The organism is Burkholderia sp. YHN3-13 (assembly GCF_055810675.1).
The window spans coordinates 192510-206949 of sequence record NZ_JBVVNQ010000004.1; the positions used below are offsets into that span (position 1 = coordinate 192510).

A 14440-nucleotide genomic window follows, 5' to 3' on the forward strand; every position below is an offset into this window, starting at 1 on the left:
GAATCCGTGATCGGCCATCGTCGCCAGCCCCGCAACCGCTTCGGCCTATTCGTCGCCCGACAATCCGTTGCCTTCTTCGAAACGCGTCACCCCCTTCAGCCCGCGCAGCTTGTCGCAGATCGCCCGGTACTCGAGTTCCGACACCCGCGCCAGCGCGATGCGCACCTCGTCGTGCTCGCCCGTGTCGTCGGCACGCTGCACGATGAACTGCTTCACGCGCGCACTGTCCGGGCCGAGCGCCGCATGCAGCGAGTCGAACGTCAGCGTGCCGCTCACGACCGTCAGCGCGAGCTGGCGCCGCTGGCGCACCGTGAAGTAGCGCCGCTCCAGCGGCTTGATGCCGGCCAGGATGATCAGGATGATGATCGTCGCCGAAATCGACGCGACGTAGAGCCCGCCGCCCACCGCGAGACCGATCGCGGCGACCGACCACAGGCTCGCGGCCGTCGTCAGCCCGCGCACGATCTCGCCGCGCAGCAGGATCGAGCCCGCGCCGAGGAAGCCGATGCCCGACACGACCTGCGCGGCGATCCGCGACGGGTCGAGCATGATGTGGTCGCTGCTGCCGAGCACATCGGCAAAACCGAACGCCGACACGATCATGATCAGCGTCGAGCCGACGCACACCAGCATGTGCGTACGCAGGCCCGCCGCCCACGACAGGCGCTCGCGCTCGAAGCCGATGACGCTGCCGAGCGCCGCCGCGAGAACGAGCCGCATCACGAGTTCCAGGTTGCTGAGCATCCGATTTCTCTCCTTTTTTTGGTGCCGGCCGCGCGGAATGTTTTATCCTTGGCCCCGGCCGCGCCGATCCTCCGGGCCGTGCCGACACGTTTCGATCCAAGCGCTCAACCCCGCCATGCCCGTTTCCGACTCCGCATCCGCCCAGGCCGCCCAGCTGCGCCACCATTTCGCGCACGTCGTCTTGCCGATCTGGCGAGGTTCAGGGTTCGACCCGTCATTGCAGCTGCCGTTCGAGGCCGTCGATCCGGCCACCCACGCGCCGCTGCCCGTCACCCGTTATCGCGCAATGGCGTGCGCTCGGCAACTGTTCGTGTTCGCGCAGGCCGGCGACACCGCGCACGCGGCCACGCTGTTCGACGCGCTGTGCCGCCGCTTTCGCGACGCGCGCCACGGCGGCTGGATCTACAGCGTCGATGCGCGCGGCGCGCCGCTCGATACGACCAAGGATCTCTATACGCACGCGTTCGTCGTGTTTGCGTGCGCCGCATGGCATGCGGCTTCGGGCGACGCCGACGCGCGCACGGTGGCCGCGGAGACGGCCGCGCTGATCCAGGATCGCTTCGCCCCGCGCCCCGGCGACGCACTGCTCGATGCGGCGCGCCACGCCGATTTCTCGTCATCCGGCAGCGGTGCGCTGCAGAATCCGCTGATGCACCTGACCGAAGCATGGCTCGCGGCCGCCGATGCATTCGGCGACGCGGCGTTCGACGATGCGTTGTTGCGCACCGCGCAGGCCGTCGAGCGCACGTTCGTCGACGCGGCGACCGGCTGCGTGGCCGAGCTGCCGCTGGGCGCGGCCGACAACCGCTTCGAGCCCGGCCATCAATTCGAGTGGTTCTATCTGGTCGATGCGGCCGGCGCGCGGCTCGCGCAGACCGGGCTCCCCGCCGCGCTGTCGCGCGCGTTCGCGTTCGCGGAACAATACGGCGTCGATCCGCAAACGGGCGGCGTCCGCGCGGCGCTCGACGCGCAAGGCGCGTGCGTCGATGGCACACAGCGGATCTGGGCGCAGACCGAATACCTGCGCGCGCTCGCGACGCACGGCGGCACGCCGGCCTCCGCGCCGCTGGCGCGGCAGATCGAGCGGTTCGCCGCGCGGTTCCTGCATCCGCGCGGCTGGTTCGAGTGCAAGACGGCGGACGGGCAGGTGTCGCGCGCCGACATGCCGTCGACGACGCCCTACCACCTCGCCACCGCCTACGCGGCGCTGCCGGCCGGCTCGTAACCCGTCCCGGCGAACGACGGCGCCGCGCGTTCGCCGCGGGCGGCGCGTCCGTCACCCAGTTCGAACACCGACACGGCCTGCATCAGGTGCGCGGTCTGGTCGTTCAGCGACGCCGCCGCCGCCGCGACTTCCTCGACCAGCGCCGCGTTCTGCTGCGTAAGCTGATCCATCTGCGTGACGGCCTGGTTCACCTGCTCGATCCCGACGCTCTGCTCGACCGACGCGGCCGTGATCTCCGACATCGTCTGCACGACGCGCGTGATCGACGCCGACACCGTCCGCATCGCGTCGCCGGCGCGCTCGACGAGTTCCGCGCCGCCGTTGATCTGCGCAACCGAATCCTCGATCAGCGCCTTGATCTCCTTCGCCGATTGCGCGCTGCGCTGCGCGAGCGAGCGCACCTCGCCCGCGACCACCGCGAAGCCGCGCCCCTGTTCGCCGGCCCGCGCGGCCTCGACCGCCGCGTTCAGCGCGAGGATGTTGGTCTGGAATGCGATGCCGTCGATCACCGAAATGATCTCCGCGATCCGCCCGGAGCTTTGCGCGATGCCGCGCATCCGGTCGATCACGCTGTCGACCACGCCGCCGCCGTGGCTCGTCGCCTCGAGCGCCGCGTCGGCCAGCGCGCTCGCCGCGCGGGCGCTGTCGGTGTTCTGCCGGACGGTCGCGGTCAGCTCCTCCATGCTCGCGGCGGTTTCCTCGAGCGACGCAGCCTGCGTGCCCGTGCGCGCCGACAGGTCGGCGTTGCCGCCCGCGATCTCGCCCGCGCCGAGGTGGATCGCGTCGGACGCGTGGCGCACCGTGCGCACGGTGCTTGCGATGCTCGTCTGCATCGCGGCAAGGCCGCGCAGCATCCGGTCGATCTCGAACACGCCGCCCGCGCGCACGGTTTCGTCGAGCCGGCCCTGCGCGATCCGTTCGAAATGGCGGCCGGCGTCCTCCAGCGGCGCGACGACCGCGCGCCGCGCGGCCGCGTAGATCGCGGCGCTCGCCGCGAGCATCGCCACCAGCAGCACGATGCCGACCGACTTGAACCACAGCATGCCGCCGTCGATCGTGTCGAGCGCCGCGCGGCTCGATGCGCCGCCATAGTCGGTGAAGCGGTGCAGCTCGGCGATATAGGCGTCCTGGATGCCTTGCGTCGGCTGGTCGAGGAACGCCTGGATGTTGTCCGCGTCGAGGAACTGCACGAGTTCGCCCAGCGCGCCGCGCAGCGCGCGATAGCGCTCCGCGAGCGCCGCGACGCGCGCGCGGTTCGTGTCGTCGACCGGCTGCGCGGCCGTCAGCACGGCGAACGCCTTGTCCGCTTCCGCGAGCGACGCGCCGGCATGGCGGATGATGTCTTCCGGCTTCGGGCCGCCGCGCACCATCCGCGTACCGGCGCGCGACAGGTTGATGCGCGCGTCGAGCAGCTGCTCGGTCGCCCGGCTGGCCGCGTCGACCTGCGCGATCGCGACGTTCGACAGATCGTCGACGCCGCTGCGCGTCGACGTGAGCGCCCAGAAGCCGAGCGCTTCGATCGCGAGCAGGAAGAGACAAAACACGGTCAACACGCCGAGCAGACCCGACGCGAGCTTGATTTTTCCGAACATGGGGAGATTCCTGGAAAGCGGACGATGAGGCAATGCCCCGGCATTAGCGGCATTTCTTCGTCGGACTTTAGGAGCGGAAGGCGGCAATGTTCGCGTTGCCCGCGCATTCCCTCGGAATCGCCCGCAAACAGGGGAGATCTTCGGTATTCGACGCAATAATCGCGTCGCGTCACGCCGTAATTTGCACGAAACGTGAACGAATTTCCTTGCTTATCCGCAGCCCCCTTCCTAGAGTTCAGCGCAAGCGGGCACGCATTTCGAGGGAAGTTCGATGACCGACATCACGGACCACGCGCGCGGCGCATTGCGCGCGCAACCGTTCAGCATGCTGCTGGGCACGGAGCTGATGCATATCGGCGACAACGAAGTGTCGCTGTGTCTGCCCGTGCGCGACGAACTGCGGCAGCAGCACGGTTTCGTGCACGGCGGCGTCATCAGCTATCTCGCGGACAATGCGCTGACGTTCGCCGGCGCGCTCGTGCTCGGCCCGCGCGTGATCACCGCCGAATACAAGATCAACTACCTGCGGCCGGCCGTGAACGGCACGCTCGTCGCACGCGCGAAGCTCGTCTACGCAGGGCGGCATCAGGCGACCTGCCAGTGTCATGTGTTCGTCATCGACGGCGATCACGAACGCCTCGTCGCGATCGCGCAAGGCACGATCAACCGCGTCGGCGACGGCAAGATGCCGGATGGCCCGGCGGAAACGGCCTGACCGACCTGAACGGGCGAAAGCGATTGTCGGCACGCCGAACGACGTGGGTGGATTCGAACCCGATGGCCGGGCGCCGCAGCAAGACCGCTCACGCCGCTCACATGTACAGCGCGTCCCGACCTAACGTTTCATCGCGGCAAGATAGACTGCATCGCCTTCACGCCGGCCGACTGCGACGACCAGAACGACAACTTCCGAATCGCGTACTTCGTAGACGAGTCGGTAGCCGACGCCGCGCAGCTTGATCCTGTCACGATCCGGGTGGCCATGCAGTTCGGCCGAGGGAACGCGAGGATGCTCGATCCGCTCGGCAAGCCTGGCCTTGTATTGATCGCGACCAGTGCGATCGAGCTTCTTCCACTCCCTCAATGCAGATTCGAGAAAGGCACGTTCAAAGGTCATTCAGCGTGACCTTGACGACCCTCTCCTTGGCGCGCGAATCGGCCAACGCATTGTCTTCAATGTCTTGCAGACGTTCGCCCCACGTCTTCGCCGGAATGCAATAGAACGCAGGCTCGTTGTGATTCAGAATCGCGACCGGGAAGCCCTCTCCTGCCGCGACCGTCCCCATCGGGTTCCGTTTCAGCGCCGAAACGCTCGCGGTCACGCTGGCCAGCATGGTGTGAGGCATGTCGATTCCTTCTCCAGCCAGGCAACGATTATGCTTTATTTGGCCCCAAATTCAGCACCTAAACGAGCACCAATTAAATCCACCGCTGCCGTGCCGAACCGCGGTTTTTCACGCACCAGGCCAGATCGACGTGCACGCTACGCCGGATCCGCCGCCTCCCCCGCCAGCGGCAAAAAGCGCGGCGCCACACGCGCCCTCAGGTTCCCGCTCTCGTCGGTACGATAAATCCCGCGCGCCACGTTATGCGGATGCGCGGCCGCGTCGGCCACGCTCAGCAGCGGCGCGAAACACGCGTCGGTGCCTTCGAGCAGCGCGCGCCAGTGTGCGGACGGCTGGCGAGCGAACACGTCGGCGAAACGCGCCTTCAGCGCCGGCCAGCGCGCGCGGTCGTACTGTGATGCCGGATCGACGTCGGCCAGCCCGAGCCGTTCGACCAGCAGCGCATAGAACGGCGGCTCCAGCGCGCCGATCGTCACGCACTCTCCGTCCGCGCAGCGGTACACGTCGTAAAACGGCGCATCGTGAAAGAGGCTCGGCTGCACGCCGTCGAGCTGCCCGTTCGCGCGCGCCCACAGCGCGAGCGAACCGAGCATCGACACGATATCGACGATCGCGCCGTCGACCACGCGCCCCGCGCCGCCGCCGCGCACGTCGAGCAGCGCACAGACGATCCCGAACGCGAGCCCGAGCGCGCCGCCGGCATCGCCGACGACGGTCGGCGGCAGCCCCGGCCGGCCGTCGCGCGGCGCGGACAGCGACAGCAGCCCCGTCAGCGCGACGTAGTTCAGGTCGTGCCCGGCCGCGGCCGCGAGCGGACCGTGCTGGCCCCAGCCGGTCATCCGTCCGTACACGAGCTTCGGGTTGCGGCGCGCGCAAGCGTCGGGCCCGAGGCCGAGCCGCTCCATCACGCCGGGCCGCAGCCCCTCGATCAGCGCGTCGGCCCGCGCGATCAGGTCGAGCGCGGCGTCGCGGCCGGCCGGCGCCTTCAGGTCGAGTTCGACGATCGTCTTGCCTTCGCGCAGCAGATCGCCGTCGCGGGCCCGCAACGCGTCCGGCGCGCTCGTGCGGCCGGACGGCCGCGCGATCAGCGTGATCCGCGCGCCCATCCCGGCGAGCATCCAGCCCGCGAGCGGGCCGGGGCCGAGACCTTCGAATTCGACGATGTGGATGCCCGAAAGCGGCGTATCGAGTGGCATGCGATTCTCCTGTCCCGGTCGGCGCGTCGGCACTTGCGCCGGCGCGGTGCTTCGTGCGGCGGCTTGCATCCGGCACGCGCGCCTCAAACGAAAAATCCCTGCGCAGCGGGTTCCGCTTCGCAGGGATCGCGGCGCGTCATGCGCGTGCCGGTAGGCGCGTCAGAACGCGTCGCCCGGCACCCGCACCCAGCCTTCCATCAGCACGCGCGCGCTGCGGCTCATAATCGCCTTCGTGACGGTCCACTCGCCGTTCTCGAGCCGCGCCTCCGCGCCGACGCGCAGCGTGCCCGACGGATGGCCGAAGCGCACCGCGTTGCGTTCGCCGCCGCCCGCCGCCAGATTGACGAGCGTGCCGGGGATCGCCGCGGCCGTGCCGATCGCGACCGCCGCCGTGCCCATCATCGCGTGGTGCAGCTTGCCCATCGACATCGCGCGCACCAGCAGGTCGACATCCCCCGCGTTCACGCGCTTGCCGCTCGACGCGACGTAGTCGGCCGGCTTCGCGACGAACGCGATCTTCGGCGTGTGCTGCCGCGTCGCGATTTCGTCGAGCGTATCGATCAGGCCCATGCGCAGCGCGCCGTGCGCGCGGATCGTCTCGAACTTCTCGAGCGCCTTCGCATCGCCGTTGATCGCGTCCTGCAGCTCGGTGCCCGTATAGCCGATCGCTTCCGCCTCGACGAAGATCGTCGGGATGCCCGCGTTGATCATCGTCGCCTTCAGCGTGCCGACGCCCGGCACCGCGAGATCGTCGACGAGATTGCCGGTCGGAAACATCGAACCGCCCGCGCCCTCTTCCTCGGCGGCGGGGTCCATGAATTCGAGCTGCACCTCGGCGGCCGGGAACGTGACGCCGTCCAGCTCGAAATCGCCCGTCTCCTGCACCGCGCCGTTCGTGACCGGCACGTGCGCGACGATCGTCTTGCCGATGTTCGCCTGCCAGATCCGCACGGTCGCGACGCCGTCGCGCGGCACGCGCGCCGGATCGACGAGCCCGCCGCTGATCGCGAACGGGCCGACGGCCGCCGACAGGTTGCCGCAGTTGCCGGTCCAGTCGACGAACGCCTTGTCGATCGCGACCTGGCCGAACAGGTAGTCGACGTCGTGGCCGGGCCGCGTGCTCTTCGACACGATCACCGTCTTGCTGGTGGACGACGTCGCGCCGCCCATCCCGTCGATCTGCTTGCCGTACGGATCGGGGCTGCCGATCACGCGCAGGAGCAGTGCGTCGCGCGCGGCGCCCGGCGCCTGCGCGGCGTCCGGCAGGTCCTGCAGCCGGAAGAACACGCCCTTGCTGGTACCGCCGCGGATATAGGTCGCGGGAATCCTTATTTGAGGAATATGAGCCATGTCTGTGTTCTCTCCGTGCGCCCGTCAGGCCGCCTGCGACGATTCGAGGAAGTCCTGCGCGAAACGCTGCAGCACGCCGCCCGCCTCGTAGATCGACACTTCCTCGGCTGTGTCGAGCCGGCACGTCATCGGCACCGCGACGCGCTCGCCGTTCTTGCGGTGAATCACGAGCGTCAGGTCGGCGCGCGGCGTACGCTCGCCGATCACGTCGAAGGTCTCGGTGCCGTCGATGCCGAGCGTCGTGCGGTTCGTGCCCGGCTTGAACTCGAGCGGCAGCACGCCCATCCCGATCAGGTTCGTGCGGTGGATCCGCTCGAAGCCTTCGGCGGCGATCGCCTCGACGCCCGCGAGCCGCACGCCCTTCGCGGCCCAGTCGCGCGACGAGCCCTGGCCGTAGTCGGCGCCGGCCACGACGATCAGCGGCTGCTTGCGGTTCATGTATGTCTCGATCGCCTCCCACATCCGCATGACCTTGCCGTCCGGCTCGACGCGCGCGAGCGAGCCCTTCTTCACCGCGCCGTCGACGACCGCCATCTCGTTGATCAGCGTCGGATTCGCGAAGGTCGCGCGCTGCGCGGTCAGGTGGTCTCCCCGGTGCGTCGCGTACGAGTTGAAGTCTTCTTCCGGCAGGCCCATCTTCGCGAGGTATTCGCCGGCCGCGCTGTCCGGCAGGATCGCGTTCGACGGCGACAGGTGGTCGGTCGTGATGTTGTCGCCGAGCACCGCGAGCGGACGCATGCCCTTCAACGTGCGCTCGCCGGCCAGCGCGCCTTCCCAGTACGGCGGGCGGCGGATGTACGTGCTCCGCGCGCGCCAGTCGTACAGCGGCGCCGCACGCTCGCCGGCGTCGGCGCTGCGCGCGAACATCGGCTCGTAGACCTTGCGGAACTGCTCGGGCTTCACGCTCGACGCGACGATCGCATCGATCTCCTCGTCGGTCGGCCAGATGTCCTTCAGCGTGACGGGCTTGCCGTCCCGGTCGTGGCCGAGCACGTCCTTCTCGATGTCGAAGCGGATCGTGCCGGCGATCGCGTAGGCGACGACGAGCGGCGGCGACGCGAGGAACGCCTGCTTCGCATACGGGTGGATGCGGCCGTCGAAGTTGCGGTTGCCGGACAGCACGGCCGTCGCGTACAGGTCGCGATCGACGATTTCCTGCTGGATCTTCGGGTCGAGCGCGCCCGACATCCCGTTGCAGGTCGTGCACGCGAACGCGACGATGCCGAAGCCGAGCTTCTCGAGTTCGGGCAGCAGGTTCGCTTCTTCCAGGTACAGCTCGACCGCCTTCGAGCCCGGCGCGAGCGAGCTCTTCACCCACGGCTTGCGCGTGAGGCCCTTCGCGTTCGCGTTGCGCGCGAGCAAGGCCGCGGCGATCACGTTGCGCGGGTTGCTGGTGTTCGTGCAGCTCGTGATCGCGGCGATGATCACCGCGCCGTCGGGCATCTCGCCCGGCGTCTCTTCCCACTGGCCGGCGATCCCGCGCGCGGCCAGATCGGACGTCGGCAGCCGCTTGTGCGGGTTCGACGGACCGGCCATGTTGCGCACGACGCTCGACAGGTCGAACGTCAGCGTGCGTTCGTACTGCGCGTTGGCCAGCGTGTCGGCCCACAGGCCGGCCGCCTTCGCGTAGGTCTCGACGAGCCTGACCTGCTCGTCGCTGCGGCCGGTGAGGCGCAGGTAGTCGGTTGTCTGGCCGTCGATGAAGAACATCGCGGCCGTCGCGCCGTATTCGGGCGCCATGTTCGAGATCGTCGCGCGGTCGCCGAGCGTGAGGCTCGCCGCCCCTTCGCCGCGGAATTCCAGGTACGCGCCGACCACCTTCTCCTTGCGCAGGAACTCGGTCAGCGCGAGCACGATGTCGGTCGCGGTGATGCCGGGCTGGCGCTTGCCGGTCAGCTCGACGCCGACGATGTCCGGCAGGCGCATCCACGACGCGCGGCCGAGCATCACGTTCTCGGCCTCGAGGCCGCCCACGCCGATCGCGATCACGCCGAGCGCGTCGACGTGCGGCGTGTGGCTGTCGGTGCCGACGCAGGTGTCCGGGTACGCGACGCCGTCGTGCGCCTGGATCACCGGCGACATTTTCTCGAGGTTGATCTGGTGCATGATGCCGTTGCCCGGCGGGATCACGTCGACGTTCTCGAACGCCTTCTTCGTCCACTCGATGAAGTGGAAGCGATCCTCGTTGCGGCGATCCTCGATCGCGCGGTTCTTCGCGAACGCGTCCGGATCGAAACCGCCGCATTCGACGGCGAGCGAGTGGTCGACGATCAGCTGCACGGGCACGACCGGGTTCACCTTCGCCGGGTCGCCGCCGCCGTCGGCGATCGCGTCGCGCAGGCCGGCGAGATCGACGAGCGCCGTCTGCCCGAGGATGTCGTGGCACACCACGCGCGCCGGGAACCACGGGAAGTCGCGTTCGCGCTTGCGCTCGATGATCTGCTTCAGCGAATCGGCGAGAATCGCCGGGTCGCAGCGGCGCACGAGGTTTTCGGCAAGGACGCGCGACGTGTACGGCAGCGTGTCGTAGGCGCCGGGCGCGATCGCATCGACCGCGGCACGCGCGTCGAAATAGTCCAGCGACGTGCCGGGCAGGGGTTTGCGGTTGGCGGTATTCATGATGTGGGGCGGGAATCGGGGTATGACGTTCCGCGCGCGCCGGCCGCCCGCATCACGGGCATCGGCGCGCGCGGCAGGTGTTTCAGCGCTTCTCGATCGGCACGAACTGCAGGTCTTCCGGGCCCGTGTAGTTCGCGCTCGGGCGGATGATCTTGTTGTCGATGCGTTGCTCGATGATGTGCGCGCTCCAGCCCGACGTACGCGAGATCACGAACAGCGGCGTGAACATCGCGGTCGGCACGCCCATCATGTGATACGACACCGCGCTGAACCAGTCGAGGTTCGGGAACATCTTCTTCGCCTCCCACATCACCGACTCGAGGCGCTCGGCGATGTTGTACAGCTTCAGGTCGCCCGCTTCCTTCGACAGCTTGTGCGCGACGCCCTTGATCACCTTGTTGCGCGGATCGGAGATCGTGTAGACCGGGTGGCCGAAGCCGATCACGACTTCCTTGTTCTCGACGCGGCGGCGGATGTCCGCTTCGGCGTCGTCCGGCGAGCTGTAGCGGCTCTGGATGTCATACGCGACCTCGTTCGCGCCGCCGTGCTTCGGCCCGCGCAGTGCGCCGATCGCACCGGTGATCGCCGAGTAGATGTCCGAGCCCGTGCCCGCGATCACGCGGCCCGTGAACGTCGATGCGTTGAATTCGTGCTCCGCGTACAGGATCAGCGACGTGTGCATCGCCTCGACCCACGACTTCGACGGCGTCTTGCCGTGCAGCAGGTGCAGGAAATGGCCGCCGATCGAGTCGTCGTCGGTTTCCGTCTCGATGCGCTTGCCGTTGTGCGAGAAGTGATACCAGTACAGCAGCATCGAGCCGAGCGACGCCATCAGGCGGTCGGCGATGTCGCGCGCGCCCGGCAGGTTGTGGTCGTCCTTCTCCGGCAGCACGGTGCCCAGCACCGACACGCCCGTGCGCATCACGTCCATCGGGTGCGCGGACGCCGGGATCTGCTCGAGCGCCGCCTTCAGCGCGCTCGGCAGGCCGCGCAGCGCGCGCAGCTTGGTCTTGTACGCAGCCAGTTCGGTCAGGTTCGGCAGCGTGCCGTGCACGAGCAGGTGCGCGATTTCCTCGAATTCGCACGATTCGGCGACGTCGAGAATGTCGTAGCCGCGGTAGTGCAGGTCGTTGCCGGTCTTGCCGACCGTGCACAGCGCCGTGTTGCCGGCCGTCACGCCCGACAGCGCCACCGATTTCTTCGGCTTGAATGCGCCTGCGGCGGCCGGTGCTGCTGCGTCTTTCGTCTCGCTCATGTTTCCGTTCTCCAATGTTCCAGATGCCTGTATCGGGGGGCGGGCCGCGTTACTTCTTGCCCTGCGCGAACAGCTCGTCGAGCTTGCGTTCGTATTCGTGATAGCCGAGGAAGTCGTACAGCTCGGCGCGCGTCTGCATCGTCGGCACGGCCGCCTTCTGCGTGCCGTCGCGGCGCAGCGTTTCGTAGAAATTCAGCGCGGCCTTGTTCATCGCGCGATACGCGCCGCAGCAGTACAGCGCGATGTCGACGTTCGCCTCGCGCAGTTCGTCGAGCGTGAACAGCGGCGTCGAACCGAACTCGGTCAGGTTCGCGAGGATCGGCACCTTCACGGCTGCCTTGAAGCGGCGGTAGTCGTCGAGCGACTTCATCGCTTCCGGGAAGATCATGTCCGCGCCGGCTTCGACGTACGCGACCGCGCGCTCGATCGCCGAGTCGATCCCTTCCGCGGCGGCCGCATCCGTGCGCGCCATGATCACGAACTGGTCGTCGGTCCGCGCATCGACCGCGGCCTTGACGCGATCGACCATTTCCTCGGTCGGCACGACTTCCTTGCCCGGGCGGTGGCCGCAGCGCTTCTGGCCGACCTGGTCCTCGAGGTGCACGGCCGCGACGCCGGCCTTGATGAACGAGCGGACCGTGCGCGCGATGTTGAACGCGCCGCCCCAGCCCGTGTCGATGTCGACCAGCAGCGGCAGGTCGGTCGCGTTGGTGATCCGGTTCGCGTCGATCAGCACGTCTTCCATCGTGCTGATGCCGAGGTCGGGGATCCCGAGCGAGTTCGCGGCGACGCCGCCGCCCGACAGGTAGACGGCCTTGAAGCCGACGGCCTGCGCCATCTTGGCCGCGTACGCGGTGATCGCGCCGACCACCTGCAGCGGCTGTTCCGCCGCGACTGCCGCGCGGAATTTCGCGCCGGCGCTCTGAAGATGCGTATTGCTCATGAACGGCCTCCTGATGGAATGCCTGATAACAGCAAGGACCGGGCCAGCGCGCGAAACGTCGCTAACCCCCTGATTCTTAAGCAACCGGTCCGGGCGGCACGATGTCCACCGATTTCAATTCGGCAATTTCATGTTTCAAAAATGAAATCTCACGCGCATAATCGATCGTCATGGACCTCTCCTCGACCAAGCCCGTCGGCCCGGCCGATCGCACGGTGCGCCCGCGCATCTGGGCGATGGGCATCAGCCGCCTGCGCGACCTGTTTCGCGAGATCGCCGGCGAATTCGACGAACGCGCCGACGTGCGCATCGTGACGCGCGCGTATGAGGATGCGCTCGGCGCGATCGCCGAGGCCGGTGCCGCGCGGCCCGACGTGATCGTCGCGGCCGGCTCGAACGGCGGCTTCCTGAAAACGCGTGCGCCGGTGCCGGTGGTGGTGGTATCGCCGACCGGCTTCGACGTGATGCAGGCACTCGCGCGCGCCCGGCGCGACGCGTCGCGGATCGCGCTCGTCAGCGCCGGGGACACCCCGCCTGAAGTGCGCCGCTTCGTCGCCGCGTACGGCCTCGACGTGCAGTTTGCGTCATATCAGTCCGCGCAGGAAGCGGAAGCCTGCGTGCACGACCTGCACGATCGCGGCATCGAGACGATCGTCGGCCCCGGCCTCGTCACCGATCTCGCGGCGAGTGCCGGCATGGGCGCGGTGTTCCTGTATTCGCACGCCTCCGTGCGCAAGGCTGTCGAAACGGCGCTCGAGGTCGCGTATGCGACGCACGCCGAGGCGTTCCGCCGCCAGCGGCTCGACACGCTGCTGCAGCATCTGCGCGACGGCGTGGTCGCGCTCGACGCACACGGCCGCGTCGAGGCGATCAACGAGCGGCTCGCGACGGCGCTCGGGGTCGAACCCGCGGCGGCGGTCGGCCGCGCGCTCGTCGACCTGCGGCCCGAGCTGCGCACGCTGCGCGGCGAGGACGGCGACGCGCTCGCCACCGTACGCGGCGTGCGCTACGTCGTGCATCGCGGGCCGCTCGTCGATCGCGGCGTGACGTCGGGCAGCATGCTGACGTTCCAGGAATCGCGCGCGGTCGAACGGCTCGACCGCGCGTTGCGTTCGCAGCCGACCACGCAGCAGTTCGCCGCGCGCTACGCGCTCGACGACGTGGTCGGCGCCTCGGCGCCGATGACGCGCGTGCGCGACCTCGTGCGCCGCTACGCGAAATCCGATGCGACCGTGCTCGTGCTCGGCGAAAGCGGCACCGGCAAGGAAATGATCGCGCAGAGCCTGCACGGGCTGTCCGCGCGGCGCAGCTACCCGTTCGTCGCGGTCAACTGCGGCGCGTTTCCAGAAGCGCTGCTCGAGAGCGAGCTGTTCGGTTACGAGGAAGGCGCGTTCACCGGCGCGCGGCGCGGCGGCAAGACCGGCCTGTTCGAGGCCGCGCATCGCGGCACGCTGTTTCTCGACGAGATCGGCGAGATGCCGCCGTCGCTGCAGAGCCGGCTGCTGCGCGTGCTGCAGGAGCGCGAAGTGATCCGGCTCGGCTCGACCGAGCCGATCCGCATCGACGTGCGCGTGATCGCCGCGACGCACCGGCCGCTGCTCGCGGCCGTCGAGGCCGGCACGTTCCGCGCCGATCTCTATTACCGGCTCAACATCCTGAACGTCGGCCTGCCGCCGCTGCGCGAGCGCGCGGCCGACATCCCCGCGCTCGCCGCGGCGCTGCTCGTGCAGGCTGCACGGCGCGAATCGCGTCTCGCCGAACGCCTGCGCGATGCCGGCGACGCCGCGCGCGTGCTCGACGCGACCGGGGCGACGCTCGCGCGCTACCGGTGGCCCGGCAATGTGCGCGAGCTGCAGAACGTGATCGAGCGGATCGCGGTGGAACTCGCCGAGGAAGCCGATGAAAACGATCCCGCGGCCGCGTGCGGCACGCTCGATCCCGACGCGCTGCGGACGATCGCCCCCGAACTGTTCGCGGCGGCGCCCGACGCGGCCGACACCGACGACGCGCAGACCTTGCACGCGCGCCGCCGTCGCGCGGAAGCCGACGAGATCCGCGCGGTGCTCGACGCGTGCGGCGGCGACCGCGACCGCGCGTGCGCGATGCTCGGCATCAGCAAGACGACGCTGTGGCGGAAGCTGTCGGCGAAATAAGCCCGGCGGACGGCCGG

At 68.9% G+C, this 14440-nt stretch carries 12 protein-coding genes; 3 read left to right on the top strand and 9 right to left on the bottom strand.

The window, feature by feature from the left end; translation table 11 throughout:
- Positions 1-45: 45 nt before the first annotated feature.
- Entirely contained in the window at positions 46-744 is a 699-nt protein-coding gene (locus AC0KUR_RS12310; protein WP_034187673.1) for an MgtC/SapB family protein, read from the bottom strand.
- 115 nt (positions 745-859) lie between these two features.
- Here AC0KUR_RS12310 and AC0KUR_RS12315 point away from each other — a divergent pair, with 115 nt between their 5' ends.
- On the top strand, positions 860-1969 hold the full coding sequence (locus AC0KUR_RS12315; protein ID WP_124608512.1) for an AGE family epimerase/isomerase: 1110 nt from the start codon (positions 860-862) through the stop codon (positions 1967-1969).
- Here AC0KUR_RS12315 and AC0KUR_RS12320 read toward each other — a convergent pair.
- Positions 1942-3561 carry a methyl-accepting chemotaxis protein gene (locus tag AC0KUR_RS12320; RefSeq protein ID WP_034187671.1) on the bottom strand — a complete coding sequence of 540 codons (1620 nt, stop codon included), beginning with the start codon at positions 3559-3561 and terminating at the stop codon, positions 1942-1944. The genes AC0KUR_RS12315 and AC0KUR_RS12320 overlap by 28 nt on opposite strands.
- Before the next feature lie 271 nt (positions 3562-3832).
- On the opposite strand from AC0KUR_RS12320, the gene AC0KUR_RS12325 reads away from it, so the two are divergent.
- Positions 3833-4276, top strand: a complete 444-nt coding sequence (locus AC0KUR_RS12325) for a PaaI family thioesterase (RefSeq protein ID WP_034187670.1) — start codon at positions 3833-3835, stop codon at positions 4274-4276.
- A gap of 120 nt (positions 4277-4396) precedes the next feature.
- On the opposite strand, the gene AC0KUR_RS12330 is transcribed toward AC0KUR_RS12325, so the two are convergent.
- From AC0KUR_RS12330 to prpB, 7 genes are all read right to left on the bottom strand, one after another.
- Entirely contained in the window at positions 4397-4678 is a 282-nt protein-coding gene (locus AC0KUR_RS12330; RefSeq protein WP_049034618.1) for a type II toxin-antitoxin system RelE family toxin, read from the bottom strand.
- Positions 4668-4907 carry a type II toxin-antitoxin system Phd/YefM family antitoxin gene (locus AC0KUR_RS12335; RefSeq protein WP_059559126.1) on the bottom strand — a complete coding sequence of 80 codons (240 nt, stop codon included), beginning with the start codon at positions 4905-4907 and terminating at the stop codon, positions 4668-4670. Before AC0KUR_RS12335 ends, AC0KUR_RS12330 begins: the two co-directional genes overlap by 11 nt.
- 137 nt (positions 4908-5044) lie before the next feature.
- Positions 5045-6103, bottom strand: a complete 1059-nt coding sequence (locus AC0KUR_RS12340) for a CaiB/BaiF CoA transferase family protein (RefSeq protein WP_367188857.1) — start codon at positions 6101-6103, stop codon at positions 5045-5047.
- A 159-nt stretch (positions 6104-6262) separates the two neighbouring features.
- A complete protein-coding gene (gene prpF, locus AC0KUR_RS12345) occupies positions 6263-7453 on the bottom strand; it encodes a 2-methylaconitate cis-trans isomerase PrpF (RefSeq protein WP_034187668.1) in 1191 nt (396 codons plus the stop codon).
- A 24-nt stretch (positions 7454-7477) separates the two neighbouring features.
- Positions 7478-10072 carry a Fe/S-dependent 2-methylisocitrate dehydratase AcnD gene (gene acnD / locus AC0KUR_RS12350; RefSeq protein ID WP_473375961.1) on the bottom strand — a complete coding sequence of 865 codons (2595 nt, stop codon included), beginning with the start codon at positions 10070-10072 and terminating at the stop codon, positions 7478-7480.
- Between the two features lie 82 nt (positions 10073-10154).
- Entirely contained in the window at positions 10155-11327 is a 1173-nt protein-coding gene (gene prpC, locus AC0KUR_RS12355) for a bifunctional 2-methylcitrate synthase/citrate synthase (protein ID WP_034187666.1), read from the bottom strand.
- 49 nt (positions 11328-11376) lie between these two features.
- Entirely contained in the window at positions 11377-12270 is an 894-nt protein-coding gene (prpB, locus tag AC0KUR_RS12360; RefSeq protein WP_059559132.1) for a methylisocitrate lyase, read from the bottom strand.
- Between the two features lie 170 nt (positions 12271-12440).
- Here prpB and prpR point away from each other — a divergent pair, with 170 nt between their 5' ends.
- Positions 12441-14423, top strand: a complete 1983-nt coding sequence (prpR, locus tag AC0KUR_RS12365) for a propionate catabolism operon regulatory protein PrpR (protein ID WP_473375962.1) — start codon at positions 12441-12443, stop codon at positions 14421-14423.
- Positions 14424-14440 lie beyond the last annotated feature (17 nt).